At 41.4% G+C, this 23,368-nt stretch carries 22 protein-coding genes; 1 reads left to right on the plus strand and 21 read right to left on the minus strand.

All coding sequences use genetic code 11. The features are described 5' to 3' along the window. Positions 1-148: 148 nt before the first annotated feature. The 13 genes from SRRS_RS23755 to SRRS_RS23815 form a co-directional block, all read right to left on the minus strand. On the minus strand, positions 149-1,930 hold the full coding sequence (locus SRRS_RS23755) for a diguanylate cyclase (RefSeq protein WP_371363888.1): 1,782 nt from the start codon (positions 1,928-1,930) through the stop codon (positions 149-151). 585 nt (positions 1,931-2,515) lie between these two features. After that, complete coding sequence (locus SRRS_RS23760) at positions 2,516-3,571, minus strand: mechanosensitive ion channel family protein (RefSeq protein WP_371363889.1); 1,056 nt, start codon at positions 3,569-3,571, stop codon at positions 2,516-2,518. Between the two features lie 206 nt (positions 3,572-3,777). Continuing rightward, positions 3,778-4,695: a helix-turn-helix domain-containing protein gene (locus tag SRRS_RS23765; RefSeq protein ID WP_371363890.1), complete on the minus strand. Its 918-nt coding sequence runs from the start codon at positions 4,693-4,695 to the stop codon at positions 3,778-3,780. A 116-nt stretch (positions 4,696-4,811) separates the two neighbouring features. Next, positions 4,812-6,038 (minus strand): beta-ketoacyl-ACP synthase II, encoded by a 1,227-nt coding sequence (gene fabF, locus SRRS_RS23770; protein ID WP_371363891.1) that lies wholly within the window; start codon positions 6,036-6,038, stop codon positions 4,812-4,814. A 405-nt stretch (positions 6,039-6,443) separates the two neighbouring features. Beyond that, on the minus strand, positions 6,444-6,920 hold the full coding sequence (locus SRRS_RS23775; RefSeq protein ID WP_371363892.1) for an SAM-dependent methyltransferase: 477 nt from the start codon (positions 6,918-6,920) through the stop codon (positions 6,444-6,446). 103 nt (positions 6,921-7,023) lie between these two features. Then, positions 7,024-7,863 carry a MerR family transcriptional regulator gene (locus tag SRRS_RS23780; protein ID WP_371363893.1) on the minus strand — a complete coding sequence of 280 codons (840 nt, stop codon included), beginning with the start codon at positions 7,861-7,863 and terminating at the stop codon, positions 7,024-7,026. Positions 7,864-8,043: 180 nt separating this feature from the next. Further along, entirely contained in the window at positions 8,044-8,517 is a 474-nt protein-coding gene (locus SRRS_RS23785; protein WP_371363894.1) for a GNAT family N-acetyltransferase, read from the minus strand. Positions 8,518-8,523: 6 nt separating this feature from the next. Continuing rightward, positions 8,524-9,060 (minus strand): GNAT family N-acetyltransferase, encoded by a 537-nt coding sequence (locus tag SRRS_RS23790; RefSeq protein WP_371363895.1) that lies wholly within the window; start codon positions 9,058-9,060, stop codon positions 8,524-8,526. A 45-nt stretch (positions 9,061-9,105) separates the two neighbouring features. Continuing rightward, positions 9,106-9,780 carry a Crp/Fnr family transcriptional regulator gene (locus SRRS_RS23795; RefSeq protein WP_371363896.1) on the minus strand — a complete coding sequence of 225 codons (675 nt, stop codon included), beginning with the start codon at positions 9,778-9,780 and terminating at the stop codon, positions 9,106-9,108. 87 nt (positions 9,781-9,867) lie between these two features. Beyond that, positions 9,868-10,806, minus strand: a complete 939-nt coding sequence (gene hpdA, locus SRRS_RS23800; protein WP_371363897.1) for a 4-hydroxyphenylacetate decarboxylase activase — start codon at positions 10,804-10,806, stop codon at positions 9,868-9,870. A gap of 8 nt (positions 10,807-10,814) precedes the next feature. After that, positions 10,815-11,081 (minus strand): 4-hydroxyphenylacetate decarboxylase small subunit, encoded by a 267-nt coding sequence (gene hpdC / locus SRRS_RS23805; RefSeq protein ID WP_371363898.1) that lies wholly within the window; start codon positions 11,079-11,081, stop codon positions 10,815-10,817. Between the two features lie 28 nt (positions 11,082-11,109). Next, a complete protein-coding gene (gene hpdB, locus SRRS_RS23810) occupies positions 11,110-13,806 on the minus strand; it encodes a 4-hydroxyphenylacetate decarboxylase large subunit (protein WP_371363899.1) in 2,697 nt (898 codons plus the stop codon). Positions 13,807-14,100: 294 nt separating this feature from the next. Continuing rightward, positions 14,101-15,600, minus strand: coding sequence for a 4Fe-4S dicluster domain-containing protein (locus SRRS_RS23815; protein WP_371363900.1), 1,500 nt, complete (start codon positions 15,598-15,600; stop codon positions 14,101-14,103). 289 nt (positions 15,601-15,889) lie between these two features. Between SRRS_RS23815 and SRRS_RS23820 the strand changes: the two genes are divergently transcribed. Beyond that, complete coding sequence (locus SRRS_RS23820; protein WP_371363901.1) at positions 15,890-16,132, plus strand: hypothetical protein; 243 nt, start codon at positions 15,890-15,892, stop codon at positions 16,130-16,132. Between the two features lie 186 nt (positions 16,133-16,318). On the opposite strand, the gene SRRS_RS23825 is transcribed toward SRRS_RS23820, so the two are convergent. From SRRS_RS23825 to SRRS_RS23860, 8 genes are all read right to left on the minus strand, one after another. Next, positions 16,319-16,813 carry a hypothetical protein gene (locus SRRS_RS23825; protein ID WP_371363902.1) on the minus strand — a complete coding sequence of 165 codons (495 nt, stop codon included), beginning with the start codon at positions 16,811-16,813 and terminating at the stop codon, positions 16,319-16,321. 215 nt (positions 16,814-17,028) lie between these two features. Further along, on the minus strand, positions 17,029-17,391 hold the full coding sequence (locus SRRS_RS23830) for a hypothetical protein (RefSeq protein WP_371363903.1): 363 nt from the start codon (positions 17,389-17,391) through the stop codon (positions 17,029-17,031). A gap of 332 nt (positions 17,392-17,723) precedes the next feature. Further along, the gene (locus tag SRRS_RS23835; protein WP_371363904.1) at positions 17,724-17,882 is read right to left on the minus strand and encodes a hypothetical protein; all 159 of its coding nucleotides are present in this window, start codon (positions 17,880-17,882) and stop codon (positions 17,724-17,726) included. Between the two features lie 119 nt (positions 17,883-18,001). Next, entirely contained in the window at positions 18,002-18,616 is a 615-nt protein-coding gene (locus tag SRRS_RS23840; protein ID WP_371363905.1) for an HD-GYP domain-containing protein, read from the minus strand. A 23-nt stretch (positions 18,617-18,639) separates the two neighbouring features. Further along, a complete protein-coding gene (locus SRRS_RS23845) occupies positions 18,640-19,686 on the minus strand; it encodes a GGDEF domain-containing protein (protein ID WP_371363906.1) in 1,047 nt (348 codons plus the stop codon). Positions 19,687-19,816: 130 nt separating this feature from the next. Next, positions 19,817-20,263 carry a Fur family transcriptional regulator gene (locus SRRS_RS23850; RefSeq protein ID WP_371363907.1) on the minus strand — a complete coding sequence of 149 codons (447 nt, stop codon included), beginning with the start codon at positions 20,261-20,263 and terminating at the stop codon, positions 19,817-19,819. Between the two features lie 136 nt (positions 20,264-20,399). After that, positions 20,400-22,853, minus strand: coding sequence for a ferrous iron transport protein B (feoB, locus tag SRRS_RS23855; protein WP_371363908.1), 2,454 nt, complete (start codon positions 22,851-22,853; stop codon positions 20,400-20,402). Between the two features lie 71 nt (positions 22,854-22,924). Then, a complete protein-coding gene (locus SRRS_RS23860; protein ID WP_371363909.1) occupies positions 22,925-23,155 on the minus strand; it encodes a ferrous iron transport protein A in 231 nt (76 codons plus the stop codon). Positions 23,156-23,368: the final 213 nt, after the last annotated feature.

Consider the following 23,368-nt stretch of genomic DNA (forward strand, 5'->3'; position numbering starts at 1 on the left):
TTATACAAGCCGAATATAAACTGGCTATAAAGGATGTTTAAAAACTTTATAAAATTTGCTAAAAAAATTATAAAATTATTCAACTTCAAGTGTCAAAGTGACAGGCGCAAAAAACTAATAAATGTGTTTTAGGCAGATAAGTTTTTCATTAACCAGAGGCTTTCACCTGATCCGCATAATAAACAACCCGGTTTCTTCCGGTTGTCTTCGCTTTATACATCGCGTCGTCCGCTCTTTGAAACAACGATTCAACAGTATCATCAGACCTTAACTCAGCTAAACCGATACTGACACTCACCGTTGCCTTTATATTGGAAACGGGGGTAAACTCTTCATTCTTGAATTTATTTCGAATACTTTCGGCAATAGGCATAGCATCCTCACAACTTACATTAGGCAGCAATATGACAAATTCTTCTCCACCATAACGAAACGCCAAATGCCAACTTTCCAAAACAGTTAACAATACTTCACCGAACCTAAGCAACACCCGGTCTCCCTCCCAATGTCCATACCGATCGTTATACGATTTAAAATGATCAATATCAATGACCATAAGCGTAAGCTGCTCGCCATTCTGGTGTGCTATATCTATTTCTTGTTTCATTCTCTTTTTTAAATAACGTTTATTATATAAACCGGTTAATTCATCGGTTAAACTTAAATCGCGGTAATACTGAATATACTTCTTCATTACCAATTCTTTCATTCGCATAGTTTTAAATCTATCTGATAAAGCAAAAGAAAGCAAAATTGATTCGGAAGCGGTAGCAACCATTAGATAGTTAATCGCAGAAAATGTGTCTGGTATATAAGCCGCCAGCACCCATACCACGATTCCCACGGAAAGTATCCCCCAGGCCAAGAAGTAATAGCGAGCCGGCCTAAACCCTTGACGGAAACGAAACGCAGCCAGACCCATGATAAACAATGGACCAACCAGACCCAAGCCATGGGCAATCTGGTTAGCCCAAAGATTATAGCCCCAAACACCTAATATTCCTTGTACTATCGCCATTCCCACGAAGGCCTTTCTAATTTTGCTCCAAGGAGCGTCTTCATGGTGAACCTGAAGAAAATTATAGGTAAAATAAATTGATGCTATAAAAGCGGCCGCTAAATCTACCCAAAATATCGAATTATATATTTGATAGGAAGTATCCAACCATAGTTTTAAATGCCCGTGCACCTGCAACTGATAAAGCAGCATAAACCCAATATATAAAATGTAAAATAAATAGGCTTTATCCCGCAAAACGGAAAAAATAAAAAGATTATAAAGAAACATCGCGAAAAGGATACCATAGAAAATGCCAAAACCCATATTCTTCAAAAAAGCCTGTGACAGGAAGGACTTATTCTGCCACACTAAAACCGGCAAACGCAAGGCCGAACTACTTTCAAGCCGGAGGTACACAAATTGATCCTGGCAAAATTGATGCGGAATAGGAAACACCCATGTGTTATCCCAAACGTCCCTATTCGTTGAAGGTCTGCTCACTCCCACTGTTTTTACAAAATACTGCACCCCTAAACTACTGCTTTTATCGGCAACAGGGATAAACACATCAATCTTGTCTATATTAGGATTATTAAGCTGTAGCAGTTGATCGTACTCCATTGCCTTGTTATCGTTGTGCGGCAAGTGAAAGCGTATCCAGTAGACTGATTTAGTAATTCCCAGCGAAATCACCTTTTCCGTGTACTGCTGAAATTGATTTGTAAAAGCATCAGAATTTATTGCAGCAAAATCATATACGCCGTTTACGTCTTCAATAATTTCAAAATTCGTTATGGAGTACACGTCAGGCTGTTCAAGACGTTGCCAAGCAAACACCACATTAGGTAAACCATTGATAAATATCGTAATTAAGATTAGTAACAAGCTTATCCGTGAAATCTTCAGCATCAATTTATTACCGTCAACCAATTTCTAAATTCCTTCTTTTTTCGACGAATTTTGCCATTTATATATTCCATTTTACCTACTCCCGCTGTGCAAGTAAATCTTTTATTCTAGAGAATACGAGAGCACTCCCATATTTGACTGGTATGATCACGCTCCACTCTCCCTTTCAAAATAGCAGAGCATTCCGGACAGACACCGCCAAACCAAACATATGTTAAAAAGCAAGACCGCAACCTTGCCTACTGCAAAGATTGCGGTCAGTCCAACTTATCCCCTAAAGTCAAGTTATGCCGAATTCGCTATACTGCCTCTCAATAATAGCAATACATAACGGCTAAGCAATAGGCGCACATGGCCTGTTCGCTATCCAATTTTCGTTCTACGAAACATTTTCTTTCTTTACCACAGTAATCACAAATTCTGTATTCAGTTTCGCTGCTAGCAGTAAGCATAATAGCACCCCTTTGTAAGTAAGGTAACGGAATCTTACCTGTATTACCTGGTTAATTCTAATCTTTTTTATTATGTACATTTACACAAAACTATATTTTCTTATAAAGCTGGGGTCTACCATGGTTCATATTTTCATGGTAGGCCCCAGCGTTCTTACAACAGCGGTGCCCGCTCCCAGTTGACCGTTCTAGTCGGAAACGGAATTATTATTTTTTCCTGTTGATACCGGTCATGAAGTCTCTTAATGAATTCATGGCGAATGAGGTGCTGGTCTGTTACGGTCTTCACTCTCATGATGACGTTAAAGTCAATGCTGGACTCAGCGAAACTGAAGTACCGGACCAACGGCTCAAAACTATTGACTCCGCCATTCGTTTCTTGGAGAATTTCTTTTGCAACCGCAATAGAAACTTTCTCCACATGATCCAAATCACTTTCATAACTGACTCTTACAGGAATGGCAATGGAACATTCAGCAAACGGTTGTGCATAATTGGTGATTGTAGATGTAGCAAATTTTTGGTTAGGTATGACCACCATATTCTCATTGGAGGTTTTTATTGTGGTATTGCGCCAGCTCATATCCACTATATGACCTTCTTCGCCGGTCGAGAGTTTAACGAAATCACCAATCTTGATTTGTTTGGCCACCAGAATATTGATGCCGGAAAACAAATTCGCCAGAGTGTCCTGCAACGCCAATGCGACAGCCAAACCGCCAACGCCCAAAGCAGTGAGCAAAGGAGAGATCGCAACTCCAAAAGATTCTAGCAAAAACAGTATGCCGATAGTGTAAACAGTCAGGTCAATTGTTGTTGCTAAGATCGAAGTGGAAGCGAAAGCTCCGGATGTTTTCCCGAACTTTTGCTTAAGATAGCCGGAGAATAAACGTGCAACCAAGAGAGTCAGGGACATAATAACAAGGGCGTTAAATAGCCTTTGGAGAAAGAGCAGCGGCCGCGGTGGAATTGTCAAGATTTCCATAACAACATAGAGGCCAATAACAATGCCCAACAACGTCGGGATTCCTTTTAATGTCTGTTGCAACAAGGAATATGAGATGTTGGTTTTTCTTACTACTATTTTGAGCAGTTTGTTAAATACCAGCTGAATTATGAAAATCCCTAATGCTAAGCTAAGTAAGTAAACCATCAAATGCGTTTTGAAGCCGCCGTTTATGATCTGGTTTACTATGTCAGTAAATATCATGAGCATTGGCTCCTCTCACAGTGTAGCAGCTTTTTAAATTTACATAATATATTATTCGTCAACTTCTCTTTTTTTCCTGCTTTACTTCCTCAGGCATCCCGAATTTTTCATAATAAAAAGAACCAACAAACCATACGGATTGGTTGGTTCTTAGCCGTTATATATCCAAGCGTTTATCTTATACCACGGTTCAGTGTGGTACCTATTCAATAATCTATATTGTCTTTGTGCTGGAACATATCATGTAGGGACGTAATCGGCTGATAAATATCCAGTTCACAATAATTATCTCTTGATATTGAGGTATCTATCAGTTCAAATCGAAACGTATCTGCAAACGTAAAGCCAGAATTCAATATCCATTTAGAATACATGTGAACCAACAATCTACCAACTTGCCTTCCATTGATCTCCTCCGGCCGAAAAAAACCTACAAAACGAAAAACTACATATTTATATGCTGGAATTTCCACTCCGAACATTTCTGGGGGAACCTTTGACAAATCCTGAACCTGAACAGATGGCATATAGTAAATATAGCCGTCATTGCTGCCGCTCCAATCCGTGTACCCATAGTAAACATGCGGGTTAATCGGATTTGTAATGTGTTGCTTCTGATTAAAGAAAAACTCTCTGCCAAAACGATTAGCCGTCTTATCCCCCGATTTGCTCATTATCTTATGCTTAGCGCCTACCAGATATGTTTTCGGCCTAAATACAAAGAAAGGTTTGTATATAGCCGAATTATCAACCGCATAAATATCATTGAGGTTTAACTTTTCTGTAACTCTCAGTGACATTTGTCCTGACCGAACTTTTTGCGGAGTGTAGCCAAATTTTTTACGAAAGGCTCTAATATAAGACTGCTCATAATCAAACCCATAGTTGAAAGCAATATCAACAATTCTCATATTCGTATGGATTAAATCATTAATACTCGCCGAAAGTTTTCGGGATTGGAAATAATCCATTAACGCTTCGCCTGTTAATGATTTAAACATTCTGTGCAGGTGGTATTTAGAAATATGGCAGTGCAGCGCAACGTTATCAAGGCTAATCTTATTCGAAAGATTAGCCTCGATGAAATTAATACATCTGGCAATAGTATCTTTTGTGTCTATCATGACGCCTCACTCACAACGCTTTTAATTTAAATTCGCACCCATATACAAAGTGCATATTCTACCTGACATTCCGTAGGGTAACGCGCAGACGCGGAATACAAAGGGGAAATCTTAAATTAGAACGCCCTTAAAATCAGTGTAGCATTCTGACCGCCAAAACCAAAAGAATTAGACATCGCATACGTAATACGTGCTTTTCTCCCCTCATTGGGGATATAATCCAAATCACACTCCGGGTCTGGAGATTTATAGTTAACAGTAGGTGGTAAAAAACCGTCTCTAAGAGCTGAAGCCGTAATAATTGCTTCAATTGCGCCTGCTGCACCAAGTAAGTGACCGGTCATTGATTTTGTGGAACTGACAGGAAGCTGGTAGGCATACTTTTCAAAAACCGATTTTATTGCCGTCGTTTCATTCCGGTCACCGATGGGAGTCGATGTCCCGTGGGCATTTATATAGCCAATATCGGTCGGAGCTATTTCTGCATCCTCCAAAGCCACTCTCATACAATTAGCCGCCCCTGCTTCGTCGCTCGCAGTAATATGATATGCATCATTGGTACAGCCATACCCTACTACTTCCGCAATGATTTTCGCACCCCTTTGTAAAGCATGGTTAAGTTCTTCGAGAACCAAAACACCAGATCCTTCTCCTATGACAAAACCGTCCCGGTTTGAGTCGAAGGGGCGACTGGCTAGCGACGCATCCGTATTTGTTGTCATAGCCTTCATAGCACAGAAACCAGCCATCGCCAACCTTGTAATCGGTGCTTCCGTTCCACCCGCGAATATAACATCGGCTATGTTTCTCTGGATTACTTTGTAAGCATCACCAATTGCGTTCGTAGAAGATGCGCAGGCAGTCACAATACACTCAGAAAAACCTTTGATTCCATACTTGATAGCAACAAGTCCATTAGCCATATTGGGTAACATCATCGGTACAAAGAAAGGACTAATCCTATCGGCCCCTTTCTCTATTAGGACATTATGCTGTTTTTCTAAGGTTTCAATGCCTCCGATACCTGTCCCAATGATTGCGCCCAGGCGTTTATGATTAATCGCAGCTAAATCCAGCTGTGAATCCTCTACAGCCAAGCCTGTTGCCGCCATGGCATATTGCGCAAACCTATCCATTCTTTTTAATTCTTTCTTTTCTATAAAAACATTTGGGTCAAAATCCTTTATTTCCGCACCAATCTGTGTGGGAAGGTCGGCTACCTCTATTCGCTCAATTCTTGTAATACCAGACTTTCCATTTCTTATTGATTGCCAAAGAGTATCTGCCCCTACTCCCTGAGCAGTTACTGCTCCCATACCAGTAATGACTACACGTCTTTCCATGGTAACACCTCCAATTTAAAATCGTAGTCTAAATTTCCTTTAACTTTAAAGGTAATAACAGCAATCCACAGTCATGAAGAACACTGCAATAGTATTTTCATGTAACAAATTTACCACACCTATTTAGTAAATAATGAACAACTCTTGCTCTTGTTGTTTATTTCTTTAGAAGTAATGCTATCTTTATATTAACGAGTAATTCATTAACAACAGTTGTTTCACCACATTCCGACTAAATGAGTCGATGCAATCCGAGTGCCCTCCCTATCACTGCGATTACCTTGGCTCCTGTCTACATATGGACACGAGGACAAATTAATAGTCCCGCAAAAAGAATGAACGGTAGCATTCTTTTGCGAGACTATACAACTAACTTTTTCCGGTCCCACCAAGCTGCAGTTTTACTTAAAAATTTAATTCATTTTCCCAGTCAAACTTACCGGATTCTTCTAAACTTTTGGGCCAATGGCTGCACCATGCGGGTACGCCTGGCATTTGCACCCGATCAAGACTCGGTGTGTACGGTTTTAAGTCAATGATGGGACTGCCATCATTTGCGTCAATGTAGGCAATCTGAATCACGCCCTTAACTTCATCAAGGTAGAGAATTTCCGCGGTAGAAATTGCGACCGGATTAGGCCGTTCTGGTGATCTTGTAGCAAATGTCCCCATTACCGCAGGAGCGTTTTTGTATGGATTTTTAATTTCAAGTATGCTTCTGGATTTTTCAGTATCGCATTCAGTAAACCACCAGAGAACAACAAGATGACTAAAACCTTTCAGTTCCTTCAACGCCTGAATATATTGTTTATCCACATCTACAAACATTCCCTCGTCACAAATTCTTATTTTTCCAATAGGCTTTACATAAAATTGTGTCATTGTTATACCCCCTACTTATTTATAAAATCACCTTAAACCCTCACATAATGTGAGAGTCAATAACAAAAAAATAAATCAACAGATTATGTCTGCTGACTTATTGCTAATGTATCTTTTTAGATTTTTCTATAACAGGCATTTGAATTTCTGTAAGATAATTATTTGGATTTTTCTCTTCAAATGGCCCCCTGTGACAAACTTGTCTGTTTAATCCTGTCATTTTATATTGTGCATGTTGTTCCAACCAATACGCAAACGATTGGTATGCCAAACCGATATTTTCATATGGCCCATATACCATCATACAAGCCATTCTATCAATCTTTTCCGTTTCTCGAAATGTAAAACCATCTTTATTTTTGCCTATTTTTTTAACCATAACTCCAACTTCAACATCTACATCAGCATCCTTGTGCCCTTCATCATGATAAATTGCCAGGTTATTATTACTTTGACGTACTATTTCAATATGTTCTTGTTCAACGAACCTAGACAATTCGGTCCACAATATACCTTCACAATTATAGGTAGGGATTACTTTTCGTAACGACAGAATTATAAAACTGGGAATACTTTTAAACGAAACATTGCAATTAGTAATAATCTCCTTATTTTTAAAAGCATTGATCGCTATTTTTATCTTATCAATTCTCTGTTCTTCTAACCGTATTTCAGCTTGAATTTTTTCCTTTTTGTTTTCTAATTGCTGAATCATAAAATGCTCATCCCAATGTTCTAAAGCAAATGCAATTTCCGGCGCGCTGAATTTTATATCTCTCAGTAAAATGATTTTTTGCAAAATAGGAATTTGTTCAATAGAATATAACCGATAGCCGGAATATTTATCTATCTTGCCAGGTTTTAAAAGACCTATTTCATCATAGTATCGCAGCATCCGGACGGAAACCTGCATAAGCTTGGAAAATTCTCCGATTTTAAACATAGGTCCCCTCCTATTCCTTGCTATTACTAAGCATATACATTGTTTCCACATATTTCAAGGTGGTTATTGCCAAATTATATTGCATCGTATAAGAATATACCAGAAAGCATTACTCCTTATAAATACAAAAAATCCCGCCGAATTTCAAAATGGCAGGACTCTGCTTTCCGATGTTACCTTTTATTGCAAAGATTTGCAAGGCGTGATTTTTTGATACCGCATCGGCGTGAATCTTATTCCTTGGATGGTCTGCTCCGTATCAGTATCAATAAATCCCAATTTGTGATACGCTTCGACGGCAAAGGGCGAAGAATTTACTGTAACGATACTTGCTGTACAGTTTTTTAGTATTGCTTCAAAAAGCTTCCGCCCAATCCCTCGTCTATGATAGTTGCCGGGTACAAAGAATAATGCAATATGAGTATCTGCATGCCTTGTGGCGATAACACCGACAAGGTTTTCTTTTTCATAAGCACCATAGAATCTAAGTGCATTCATCGCTGCTTCATCATGAATAAAATCCCGGAAAGTCTGGATACCCTGTTGGGAATAATCAGGAGCCTCAAACTCCAAGAATACGTCCCATACCAGGCGGATAGCGTCCGTCTTTTCCACTGCCATGAGCTCTCTTACTTCCACTGCCATCATCTCCATAATCTATCAGCCCTCCCGCAGCCAGACGCTGCGTTCCATGCTATATATCAGGTGGGGCATATTTACCCCCCGATACTGTTTCGTAAATTCGCCTTCGATCTTCATGCCCAATTTCTCTGCAACCTTGCGCGATCGCAAATTACCAGGCCTGATTTGAGCAATTACTTTTTCGGCATGCAGAGCTTCGAACGCAAACTGCATACAGGCGTTTGCGCCTTCCAAGGCATAACCCTTACCCCAAAAATTTTTATTAACTATGTATCCAATGCCAATATACGAAACACCGTCAACCGTTTCCAGGAGCGGACCTATTACACCAACCAATTCCTGTGTATTCTTTTCTATCGCCGCAAAAAAACTAAAGCCTTCGTTGGCGTACCTGTCAAGATTTTTCGCAATCCATTCCCGGACCTCCACATCTGAAAATGCATGTTCCCAGGCGTACATTACTTCGATATTCTGAAGAATTGCACATAGATCATTAAAATCATGTTCTACTATTTCACGAAAACCCAAGCGCGTGGATTGCAGAATCCAATCCATTTTAGATCACCTCATCGATTCATTATGCGGCTAATACACTAGAACCTATATATCAAATTTAATATTGCTGCCATTTGTCATATTAAATTCTCTAACATGCATGGAAAGTTCAAGCAACTGATTTTTATCGGTAATAATAATTGAATTTTTTTCTTTTCTTATACAGCCCTTCTTTATAAATTTATTAATTACATTATACAAACCCTTTCTGCTCATGGGGATAGTATTACATAATTCGTTCATGTTTTTACACTTGACGACATCGTCCTTCGAATTTTTTAACAAATAAAAGGCAAACATTTCTTCCGAAGTAAATAAATTTTTCATCATTAGCTTTTTGTACATATAATATATTCTATTGCTAATTTTATATAAGAAGAACTTCAGAAACTCGGGATTCTTTTGCAATTTGTCAAAAGTATCTTTATTTATTTTCAAGAGAGAAACATTACTCGCGGCTTTAATATCACAAAACAGATTTTGCTCATACATATAACTAAATTTGCCCACAAATTCATTTTTAGAAAGTTCATCCACTAAAAATATCTTGCCATACTTAGTAATGCATTCCACAATAACATCGCCGTCTAAAATATAAAAGACCTCGGTAAAGTTTTCATCAGCACGCGCTATATATTGTCCCTTTTTATACTGCACAATGGATATTTCATTCAAATATTCTTTTATGAAGCCATATATATATATATCGCTCAATTCCATACCTCTGTCCTTTCAGTACTTGTTTATAGCTAAATTATAAAGAAAAAAAATAGCAATCACAATGCTGTAATTGCTATTTAATAAGTATTAGAATGGAGTATTGTCACCAATGTAGCAGGCTATATTATTATCCAGGTACAACTCCTGCAGATGTACCATTTTTTCATCATCCACATGTCCATGCTCACTGTATTCGTAGTCTTTCCCCAATTGATTCCATTTAGTCAGCCCAAGCCTATGAAATTTCAAAAGATTAATTTCATACAAGGAGTTTTTGTTCATGAACGCAATCAAATTGTGTGCATTTTCATCACTGTCATTATATCCTGAAATCGTAGGTTGTCTTAGAACAAGCCTTCCCTTCCAGCCGGATCTTGTAAGCGCTTCCATGTTAACAAGTATTACATCGTTACTAACGCCGGTTCCTGCTTGGTGTTTTTCCCCATCCATGTGCTTTACATCAATGAAGGCAAAATCGATGTATTTCATTATTTCTAAAAATAGCTCCTGTTTTGCGTAGCCGCTGGTTTCAATTGCCGTATGAATTTGCAGCTCATGACATTTTTTCAATACCTTTGTAAGAAACTCATGCTGCAGCAGGGGCTCTCCGCCTGAAAATGTTACTCCACCCTCGGATCCCCAATTATTGAAATCACGCCGCAAAACGGCCACAAGCTCATCGACCGTATATTCTTTGACACACTGTTTTAGCGCCTGATTAGGGCAAATTAGCACACAGTCGAAGGTAGTGCATTGTCTACAGATGTCCCAGGTTATACCTGGTTTGCCGTTAGGGGAAAAGGCGATTGAGCCATGGGGACATGCGTTTTTGCATGCCCGGCAGCCCTTTTCCCATTTGCAAACCGCTTCGGCAAACAGGATATGTTTTTTCTTCAGCCAGCTTTCCGGATTGGCGCACCATTTACACTTTAGTGGACAGCCCGCGAAAAACACGTTCGTTCTGCAGCCCGGGCCGTCATGGACTGAGAAACTTTGGATATCAAACAGTAACCCTTTGTTGTTCATAGCTTACCTTATTTAGCCGCATAGCCCCGACAGGCGAAAGCGCCGCAGGTAGCATAAGCCCAATTTTCCTTTTCTAAGCCTGTGCAGGTCCCGACTCCGTATTTATCACTGTTGATGAAGTTTTTGCAGTTGCCGCATTTTTCGGCTTGTTTGAACTGGGGGCAAGCCTGGCTTCCTTCGCCGTCAATAGGGACAAAACCCTTGCTTACTGCGCACATTCCCTTTTCACAATCTAAGTTTATATAATTTTTACAATCATAATGTCTCATGCTCATGCCCATGTCCTCCCGTAATTAATTTCCGTTACGCCTCATCGTATTCTGTTCTGTAGATAACCTCGTCCTGGATAGGTTTGCCGATCTCACACCAATATTGGGTAAATCCGGCTACCCGCACCATAAGCTCCCGGTATTTTTCCGGCGTAAGTTGCGCATCCCTTAAGGTTTTACTATCGACAACATTAAACTGAACATGGAAACCGCCTTTTCGCATATAGGCACGGACAACATCGAGAAGCTTTCTTGTCCCGCTGATACCTCTGACTGCCGACGGATGGAGTTTTAAATTCATCTGTGAATTCTGATGCAGGGAATGGTCATAAACGGTTGCCGATTCAAATATTGCATAAATACCATTTTTATCGGTGCCGGCTGCTGCCGATACCGAACCATCTGAATAGGTTGTACCTGCCAGTCTGCCGTCAGCCGTCGCCAAAGTCACAAAACCTTGCGGGCCGTGTGTTGATACCGAGATTTGACACAGATATAAAGGCTTTCCATAGTAGGAACGATAGCTATGAACCATGTCGTACATATAATTGTGGTATGCTTTAAAAATCTCATCCACATACCTGTCAGCGTTACCGTATTTCGGCGCATTAACACAGGCGGCAAAGATGTTATCATATTTAGGACTATTTTCCGTACTTTCCCGGAAATCAGGGGAAAATACATTAGTTGCATAGGCAGTCTTGAAACCAAAGTTATTGACCATTGCCTCGGTCATTTCCGCCAGTGTAAAGTTCCTGTCATCAAATACATTTTTCTTGAGGGAAGACAGGGAATTAATGAAAGTAATCGTTCCGCAGGATTCAAAGTTAATACTGGCGTTATATCTTGCGCCCATGGTGCCAATGTGTTTGCCTTTGGTGAAGCAATCAGGCTTTAATAAGGAGTTAACGGCAGGCATGTTGTATTTGCGCCAAATATCCATCTGAATATTATTGCATCTGTTCACAACTTCGGTGGTCAGCTCCATGTATTCTTTCCACTGCGCCAGCATTGCTTCATAGGAGTCAATTTTCTTATTATGAGGCGGGAATACCTGTTTGCCTGTTCGCTCATCCAACCCGTTCGTCAGAACAAGTTCAAGAACTTTAGGCATGGCAATGAAATGAACACCTGTGCCGCAGGTAGGCGATGCCCCGCCAGGAATCATGGTTTGTTTTCCGTTGTAATCAAGGGGCAAAAAGCAACCAGGCGCCGATTCCAGGCAACCGCCAAGGCACCAGGCCCTTGCATCATGAAGGTCCATACCTTCCGGTCCATAATTTCTTAGCATGAAATTCATACCGGTCTGGTTATTCATCCATGCCGGATAGCCCAGTCCCATTTTTGTACAGGAAGCCGCTTTCATCAGGAAATCTTCCGGAGTTTTTTCATCATATAATACACTCAGTGTCGGCTGTGGGGTTTGATTTCGCATACCTGCTTCGATAATTAAATATTCCAGGGGAGTAACTGCACTAAGGCCATCGTAATTCTGCCCGCCCAAGGAAAGGTTGTTGAAGGTATTGCCGGAAAGAACGCCGCCGGATACGCCAGCTGAAGCAAAGCATTCAATACAAGTAATTTTAATTCTGTATAACTCCAGAATTTCAATTACTTCTTCTTCGGTCATGACACCATCTTCCATGTCTTTTTCGTAAAAGGGCTGCAATACTTGTCCAAGTCTGCCAATGGAAAGGCCGGACTGGGGATCTTCATTAACAACGCCTAAATGACAGCAAAGGGTCATCTGGATTGCTTCCCAAAAGCTTGCCGGTTTCTTGTGGGCAATATTGCCCATGACCTCGGCAATTTTTTCATAGTTAGCTTTCAATGCATCATCGTTTTCAATGGAAGCCAAATACTTGGCTTGTTTTGAATAGTTTTCACACCAAGTGCTTAGCCCCTTGGTAATTTCTTTCATTGCAACATAGTAATAGCCCCGGCTCATGCCAAAGTCGCCATCATCGCCGGCTTCGCCCATAACTTCGGCAATTTTTTCATCACACATTTCGATGATGTGGTCGAAACCATATTGCAAGGGCAGATAATAGTTCATAACCTCACGTCCCTGCGGAATGGCAAAAGAATCAAACATACAGATAACGCTGTCCATGATACGTTTAAACTGATCATAGCCGGGTGTCATCCGTGAGTACTTGTCGCTTAATTCTTCGATTGAAATGCCTTTCCAAGGCTCCGATGTTTTAACAAGCACAGGAATTTCTTCTTTGCGCATGCCAAACTTCTTGGCAATGGAAATGATATTGCCATAACTTTCGGTTACATTGCCGCCGCCGGCGCCAACCATACTGACCGCATCAGCTTCGCTTTCCGCCGGAGCATCCACTTCCTTCATTAAAGCTTCCGCCTGGGCATTAAAGAAACTTGCGCATACCCAGGGAAAGGGAAAGGCTCCTCTGACATTTTTGGTCTTATTCATAACAAGCTTTTCATAAGGTAAAATGGTCGGTGTCATATGGGCTAAGGAAGCTGCTACCGCTTTCGCTCTTCTTACTTCAAGGATATCGCCGTCGTTTTCCCACCAGGTTCTGTTATACCAATATGCCGCCTCCATATCAGCGGTAACTTTTAAAGTATAATAAATGTCCATTAACTTTTTCGTGCTTTCTTTCGCTTCCGGAATATCAGCTTCCAAAAGTTTATCCACACGTTCCATGCTAATGCCGCGTTTTTTCAATACATCCTGCAGTTTGCTTTCATTCGAAGTCATTTTAATACCTCCTTGCCTTTGTATATCCACTCTAGTATAAATTGGCGAAAAATATCAGTGTAAAGTACACACTTTTGTCTTCATTTTTTTATATTTCCTCAACCGGCCCTACTATAAGCTATAAATTAATTATCCATCTAAACGTTAATACAAAAACCCAACCCCAGACTTAAAAAGGCTAAGGCTTACCCCGCCACATTAAAAGCAGGACTGAAACCCTTATATCTAAAGGTTTCAGTCCTGTCAAATTATCGAAAATCTTTCTCTCCCCGGCTGAAAAGAGAATTCTCTTTATTAGCGATGCAAATGACCCAGTTTTTCACTGTCGGTTTTTGCCGCTTCGTTTGCGCTAGCATTGGCTGCCGCTGACTGTTTGGCAAAATTTTCGACTAGTTTATTGGCTACCCGTACATTACCCAGAGCACCGGGACCACCGATACACCCGCCGGAACATGACATGCCTTCCAGAAGGTTGGCCTCTATTTTGCCGGATCGGATCTGTTTAATGGCTTCAGCACAATTCTCAAGCCCTTGTGCATTAACCGGCTTAACTATAGCATCAGGATCAAGGCTGGCGACTGCTGCCACAACAGCCTCAGCCATTCCTCCGGCACAGGCAAAACCATTGCCGGTACCGGAAGCGGCTGACTCAAAACCATCATCAAGCATTAAGTCAATATCCAGTCCCTTGCCGGTAATCATGGCGGCCACCTCTTCAAAGGTTAGGGTATAATCCACTAGCTCAGCATATTTGCGGGCTTCTGCTTTTTTTGCAATACACGGCCCAATAAAAACGGTAACCGCCTCAGGGTCATTCTCTTTAATAACCCGGGCTGTAGCCACCATAGGAGAAACGGTAGACGATACCATATCTTTTACATCCGGAAAATGTTTCTCTATCATACTGATAAAGGCCGGGCAACAAGAAGATGTCATAACAGAGCGCTGGCTTGGAACAGTGTCCAAAAACTCTTGTGCTTCTTTAAGGGTTACAATATCGGCACCATACGCTACTTCTTTTACGGCATAAAAGCCTAATTTTTTGATGGCGTTCACAATTTGCCCGGGTTTGGTTCTAGGGCCAAAATGTCCGACAAACGCAGGCGCAAGCATTGCATATAACTTCTTGCCGGCCAGAATTTGACGAATAACCTGTACTATAACTGAGCTGTCACCAATAGCGCCAAAAGGGCAAGCCTCCCGGCAAATCCCACACTCAACACACTTATCCTTGTCGATTACGGCTTTGCGGTCACCACCGGCAACGATAGCTCCCACAGCGCAGGCGCGTTCACAGGGACGACTTATCTCAATGATAGCGCCGTATTGGCAGGACTTTTTGCACAAGCCGCATTCCACACATCGGCTTTTGTCGATATAAGCCCGGTTTTGAACCACCATGATGGCCTTTTTGGGACAACTGTGGATACAATTATGAGCCAGGCAATTACGGCAAGCATCTGTAACCAAATATTTATCAATAGGGCACTGGTCACAAGCTTCCGGTAATACTCTCAGCCAAGGCACGTCGGCCACCTTACCGGCCAAAGCCTCCGCTACGGCTTCTTCCTGACTAATATCTAACGATTGACTCAGTGTCAAGTTAATCCGCTGCCGTAACACAGCTCTTTCTTTATGAACGCAACACCGGTACCTAGGTCCATCCTCAGATACGATGCTGTCCATTATGCCCATTATATCTTTTTCCAGCCGACCCGCATAAGCCAGTTTTGCAACTTCTTCCAAAAGTCTGCCGCGAATTCTTACAACTTCAGTAGTTTGAGTTGTTGCCATTTAAGTTAGTCCTCCATTTGAATAATGATTGTTTTCAGATTATTACTACAACGTAAAAAAAGCTACATAGTATACATTCAACAACAAAAATAATATCCCTTTCATTTTGGTTGCTCCTATGAGAAAAATTTCTTTAATTGCATTCCATCTAAGTAATTTAGACTCTCACCCGAAATTAACCGGGGTTCTTGAACGCAGGAGTTCGCAGTCTTTCTAAGAATAATAATGAAAGGGAGCAATCGCGCATTCACACGCTTCAGCCCCAAATAGCGTTTGGGAGGGCAAAAAAGTGAACAAAGTAGAAGGTGTACTATTTGACTGGGCCGGAACCACAGTTGATTTTGGTTGTTTCGCACCCGTGCATGTTTTTCTGGAAATATTTAAGGAAGCAGGTGTAGAGATAAGTGTTCAGGAGGCAAGAGGTCCTATGGGTATGCTCAAAAAAGACCATATTAGAGACTACTACAAAAACAACAAGCAATTGAAAATACAGAACAAGCATTTTTGCAGTATGGGGCCGATTTTACTATAAAGACAATGCAAGACCTGCCACAAGTAATTGAAAAAATTAATGCTTTCCTGGAACAGGGAAAAAGGCCCTCCGCCAAATGAACAAAGCCTCAACCCCGCATTTTTTTGCAAGGGCTGAGGCCTTTGTTTACCTTCAATGGTGTTACTGCAAGGCGTATGATGCCTTAGCAAATGCATCCTCAAGTGTTTAAAACTTAAGGGTTGCACCAACTGAAAATTTATCTTTATCCTTACCAACATCAGGCATAAAATTAGTATATGTAGCGTTTAAATCAACATTGGTTGCTACTTGACAGCTCGCACCCACCTGTACCTCGCTGAATTTATCACCAGCAATGTAAGAGGTAAAGCCATTAAGGTTCTGTCCTAAAGAACCATGCAAGCCAATTCCCGCATACATGGAGGAATCCCTATAATCAAAATCCCGGTTGCCAACGATACCTCTTAAATTGTTAGAAAGCTGAATTTGTCCATAGATATCTTTCATATCGCCGTAGTAATCACGATCAACTGATTGATATCCAAGCGTAAAACGATCCCCCAACTTGTGTTCAATGTAAACTGTATCGCCACTTACGCCCACCGCTGTTTGTTGGCTGTTCAAGTTGTTGAGCGGAGCAGCAAAACTAGTGGCCGTGCTTAAAGTAACAAAAGCACCTAAAATTAACAGACTCTTTTTCATGGTAAATCCTCCCCACAAATTAATAGTTCACTAAACCTTTTTTGATGCAGACTGTCCAGGTAACATAATTTTCATTGTAATTATTTACCCAAAATTACTTTACACGGTAATCTTTAGATTTTCTTTAGAATTTCTATTAACTATCAAAAAAAATATCGCAGTTAACACAAAACAAACCACCTCCCATAAATAGAAAGGTGGTTTTACGAGGCTATTTAGATCCGGGAATTCATCGCCAAAATCGTCCATGAACCACCGGAGGCTTCCAAGGTTACATTAAAATTAATTCCGTTATGCGTAACCTGAACAATTGCCTTAGAAGCATCTTGGCTTATTAGCGTAAATGTATCTATTTTGGGATTAAAGCCTAATATCTCGGATGCACTAGTAACGACTGCCACAGGGTCCATACTATTGCCAAAGCTCAGTGCCACTTGCTGAGCTGGTTCAATATTTGCCGGTACAACCATCATTTTTTCAGCCGCGTATCCAGTTGTCGTCAAGGGTGCGAGCATAAAATACCCGCCCATCAGGAGACAAATCCAACTGAGAATAATTTTGCACCTTGCTCTTTTCATATCACATCTCCTCTCTATTGAGCAATTTGACAGATTATATGTTTACATAATATTGTAGCATAAAATTTAATTTTCTGCTAACTTCAACTTTTGGTAATCACTCCTGGAAATTCAACTTCGCCTGTAGTCCATTATCGATTTTGAACTTCCGCTCCACCAGTTTTATTACAAATAATATCAAAATAATAAAACAAAACAGAACTCCTACTTTTTTAATAATAAATTGATAGGAGTTCTGTTTGCTTTTGTCACATCTTATGTAAATTTTGTGAGTTTGGTTTAAAAACTATGGCTGAACGTTGCTTCCAGTTTCGAATTTTTTTGGCCACCACTTATCGTTTTGACCCACAATGGCAATTTCCTGATGAACCTTGGCAAGAACCACCGTCGCCGCAATTGCATACATCCTTGCCCTTGATGCCCCGCCAAATTAGATAAGCAATATACCCAAAGGCCGCTGCGCCAATTCCACTCAAAACTACTGTTTCCATCGTACTGTCCCCCTTCCACTATCCATTCACTTTTCGACCAACAACATCCCTGCTCGAAGTTTCTGTGCGATCGCTCGCCCTGTTCTTTATTGTTTAGTATGATTTATTTATAGGTAGACTTATGAAGCCCCTTGTATACACCAGTGCTTATCTAAATTGCCCTTCCTCTGAAGAGTAACCAAAACATTGATAACAGCCGGATCAAATTGACTCCCCTGACAGTGCCTCATTTCCTGCATTGTTTTATCGATACTAAGCGCAGACCGATAGGCACGAGTACTTGTCATGGCGTCAAAGGCATCGGCGACAGCTACGATTCTAGCGCCTAATGATATTTCCTCACCACGAAGTCCATCGGGATAACCACCACCACCAAAACGTTCATGGTGATGCCTTACAATATCAACAACCGGGTGAAGAACTCGAATTTTGTTAATAATGTTGTTACCGATTTCAGGATGCTTGCGAATCATGACGAATTCTGCTTCCGATAACTTCCCCGGTTTATTAAGAATAGCGTCAGGAATGCCAATTTTACCGATGTCATGCAAGTGGGCTCCAATATGAATCCTTGCCTGTTCCGTTATAGGCAGACCCATCCCTTTTGCTAATAGCAATGATAATTCGGCCACCCGCTCGGAATGCCCGCACATGAATGAATTTTTAGCATCTAACGCAGTAGTTAATCCCTCAACAATCTCGTGTAAGTCTTCCTGTGTAAATCGTTTAAACATAAAATTCCTCCTAAGCGGCTAGCTTAGACTACCTGGCTTATTAACCGGGTACCAGGATCAAAAAAAGATATACGGTTACGGCCACAACGCTTAGAATGGTAGAGCGCCTGATCGGCGTAACTATATATTTTTCTCTTGCTATAGCAAGGGTATTTTTCCAGGGTGCAAACGCCAATCGATACCGTGACTGAAACCCTGCGGTTTTCATCCAAAATAAAATTATGTTCTGCAACCGCAGTCTGAATTCGGCGCGCAACAGTAATTGCTCTTTGAGAATCGGCATTAGTCAACAGTAATGCATATTCCTCACCGCCAATGCGCGCTGCCAGATCACCGTTTCTGGAATTAGCCCGGATAATTCCAGCCAATTCCTGTAAAACTTTGTCCCCGGCTTCGTGGCCATATGTATCATTGATGGTTTTAAACCAGTCAATATCTATGTTGAGTAATGACATTGGCGGACAATTGCATAGCTGAGTTGCGAACTCCCGCTCCAAGGTGTCAAAAAAGCACCGTCGATTGGCAATGTCGGTCAACGGATCAGTCATCGCCATGACCTGCATTTTTAAGCAGGCATTTTCCAGTTCGGTAGTTCGTTCTTTCAACTGTTTTTGCATAACCATCAGTTCCGCATTGGTAGAAACTAAGTATTGGTTTTGCTCTGCTATCTGCCGACGGGATTCGCTCAAATCGTCAACTGCCTGCTGCAAGTGGTTTTCCCGTATATTAATTTGCCGGGCCATCCAGTTCATATCACGCATTAGTATAACGATTTCGTCCTCACCTTCCCCGTCGCAGGATTCATTAGGCAGAACCAGACGTTCCTGGTAATTACCTTGTTGGACCCGCAAGCAAAATTGCCGCACTTTTCGTAAGGACTTCCCGATCAACCACTCTACAATTACTCCTGGTGTTGCTAAGGCTAAAAGCAGGGCACTCACTAAAGATATTGCTTCAATTTGACTAAAAGATTTTTCAGTAATCAACACAGATTTATAGGTCATCCCAAAAACAACTCCGTGTTGTATTACCACAAGCGCCAACAGGGCCAATCGAAGCTTACTTACCAAAGTATATCCCCCCTATAAACCAAGCACCACACAACGCCATTTATGGCCAAATATCTCATCGAGTCCTTTTTGATAATCATTATCATCAAAAAGGAAAATAAAAAATCACCTCCGTTTTTTTCCCGGTATCTTAATTCATTCGTCCAAAAGTACAAAGGCACTCTTGACAAATACCATACGCTTCCATTCTTGTGTGCAAAATTTTAAATTTATTCTTCAGAGCTAATTTATTTTGTATTGCCTCGGCTTGGGGATCGGTATCCTCGATAAGCCGTCCACACTTTATACATATCAGATGATTATGATGCTCTTTTTCAAGCTCATATCGAAAAGTTCCGTCACTATGTTTAAAACCACTGGCTAATCCGCATTCACACAGTAATTTTACCGTTCTGTAGACAGTCGCTATGCCAATGTTGGGATACTTTTGTCTGGTTTTAATGTACAAATCTTCGATGGTTACATGGGAGTCCGAATTAACAAACACAGCTAAAATAGATTTACGTTGTGGTGTTAGTTTTCGTTCTCCTAGAGCTAGATAATCATTGAGAACGGTTTCAAGCTTTTGAAGCTGCATACAAAGACTCTCCTTTTTAAGACAAAACATATACTGCAAGAATGGGAACGTCATGTGTAAACCGCTTTTTAGTACAGCTCGAAAGTATAACATTCGAGCTGTACTAATTTTTTTTCTCGCTAGAGCCTAACCAATATTAATATCCGAGAAGCGTTCCGATCTGGTATACGGCAAAAGCTACCACCCAAGCCAGAACTGTAGAATATACAAAACTGAACGCCGGCCATTTCCAGGAGTTAGTCTCCCGGCGAATAACAGCCAATGCTGCCAGGCATGGCGAATAAATTAATGTGAAAATCATTAACGTATAAGCCACCAGCGGAGTAAATGCCGGATCATTAGACAAAACTTTTTCTAATCCAGATGCATCATCCTCAACAGCGCCTACACTGTAGATGGTCCCCAGAGTACTTACTAATACTTCTTTTGCTGCGACGGCTGAAACTAAGCCTACGCCCATTTTCCAATCAAATCCCAAGGGTTGAATGGCTGGTTCGACGAAATGCCCAAGACGGCCAGCGTAACTATAGGATAGCTTTTCCGATGCTTGCTCCTTATCCAGCGTTTCCATTTGCGCTTTCCGTTCATCATCCAACTGCCAGTAAGTTAACGCATAGGGGTAAAGCACCGGATTAGCCTGTTTGAGTTCTGCTAACTGCGGATTGTTAGGATTCTCCTCTTCGTCCGCCGCACTATTCGTAACAGCGGCAACAGGATTACTTGCTTCGTCCCCAGTATCGTTTCCGACTTTGACTGCAGTCATTAGATCTGCCTTTTCAGTACTGCCCGCAGCTTCTTCATCCACTTCTTCCTGGGATTTAATTTCGTCGATTTGCGTAATCAGCGCCTGTAAGGAAGAGTTGTCCTCAAGTGCTTCTATTTGCAACGGCACCAAAACTTTTTCCGTTACTTGGGCAGTAAAACTCTCTTCCACAGTTGCCTTTAACCCATCAAAATCTTTATTATAAGGCACTTCACTAGGATAATTGGTCAAAAACCATACTAGGATGGATGCGGCCAAAATCAACGTTCCGGCTTTTTTCAGGTACAGTACACTTCGCTCCCACATATGAGTCAAAATGCTGCGAAGTGTGGGAAGATGATAAGGCGGCAGTTCCATGACAAAAGCTTCTGTGCTTCCAGGGAACAAAAATTTACGGAAGATAAGTGCCATAATAACGGCCAACAAAATACCAATAAGATAGATGGAAAACATTACACTACCGGCGATTTGTTCTGTGAAAAAGGCCGAAATCAACAAGGTGTATACCGGCAGCCGCGCACTGCAGCTCATCAGCGGACTTACCAAGATGGTTACCATCCGATCCCGCGGGTTATCTAATGTTCGGGTTCCCATAATGGCTGGAACACTGCAACCAAAGCCCAATAGCAATGGAATAAAAGATTTGCCATGCAGACCAACCGCCCTCATAACACGGTCCATAACAAAAGCGGCTCGCGCCATATATCCCGTATCTTCCAGTAAAGCAATACCAAAAAACAGCAACAATATTTGAGGCAAAAAGCTAATAACCGTCCCTACGCCCCCGATAATGCCATCAGCCAGTAAGGATTTAAGATCACCTTCGGCCATGTGCTGCCCGACAAATGCACCTAGCCAGCCCATGCCACCCTCAATCCATTCTTTCGGATAGTTCCCAACGGTAAAGACGAAATTAAATAATAGCCACATGATTGCAAAAAAGATAGGCAACCCTAATATCCGGTGAGTCAAAATACGGTCAATTTTGTCCGATGTCGTTTGCGCTCCATGCTTCTGATAAGAAATCGCTTCTTGACAGACCTGACCAACAAAGCGATAGCGAGCTTCGGCAATCACAAGCTCCAGTTCGTCATTGAACACAGTTTGTAATTCTGCCCGCGCATTTCCGACTGCGGCGAGGACTTCCGATCCCCGGGGCATAAGTTTGATTGAGTTTATCACATCTTGATCATTTTCTAAAAGCTTGATGGCCAACCAACGCAAGGGATATTTGACGGCGGCCATGGTGGCTAAAATACCTGTTACTTCAGTAATCTTTGCCTCAATTTCGTTTCCATAATCTAAAGCAAAAGAGCTGGGTTTGTTCATCTTTATTGCTTCAGTGACAGTCTGGAGCAAATTAGCCGTTCCCTGGTTTCGGTTGCCTACCGTGCGCACCACGGCAGCCCCCAGCTTTCGTGTTAATATATGATCATTTATTGTCTGCCCCGCTTTTTCAGCCATATCGGCCATGTTGAGCGCTAGTACTACCGGGCGTTCTAACTCTAGCAATTGTACCGCTAAGTATAAGTTCCGCTCCAAATTGGATGCATCAAGAATATTAACGATAATATCCGGTTTGTCATCAATGATTACATTACGTGCAACTAACTCGTCTAACGCATTTGCCGTCAGACTATATGTACCGGGTAAATCCACAAAGAGTAAATCCTTGCCCTGAAACCGGCGAAAACCCTCTCGCTTTTCCACTGTTACGCCGGGGTAATTGCCTACATGCTGGCGAGCCCCCGTGATATTATTAAAGATAGTTGTCTTGCCGGAGTTGGGATTGCCGGCCAACGCTACAGTCATACTTGTAGTCGTCATTTCGTCATCTCCTTGCTATTTATTACAGTTCTATCTACCAACTTTTCTTGTAGGTATGATTAAAGCCAGGCTTATCCTTCGCGCACTTCGATCAATGCAGCCTCGGATTTACGTAAAGAGAGATTAAAATTCTTGACCTTGATTTCCATGGGATCACCGAGCGGAGCGTACTTCTGCACTTTAATTGACGTTCCGGCAACCAGCCCCATATCGATAATGCGGCGCTTCACCGGCCCACTCCCCACAACTTTTGTTACTACAGCCGTTTCGCCAGGTAGTAACGAGTCTAACGTTTTGAGCATACTAGTTCCCCCTGTCTAATTAATCGAAATTAATAATCATTCTCATTAAGTGATCAAAAGAAAAACCTTTGCTTCGCAAAGATATAAACAAGGCGCGTTGCAATGGGTTTGATAATGATAACTATTCTCATTCAGAGAATATCATACCCTACCTGTCTTGTCAAGAATCAAATACATGAATTTTCTTGTCATTTTTCTTACTCATTACCGCAG

The organism is Sporomusa rhizae, assembly GCF_041428845.1.
GTDB lineage: Bacteria > Bacillota > Negativicutes > Sporomusales > Sporomusaceae > Sporomusa > Sporomusa rhizae.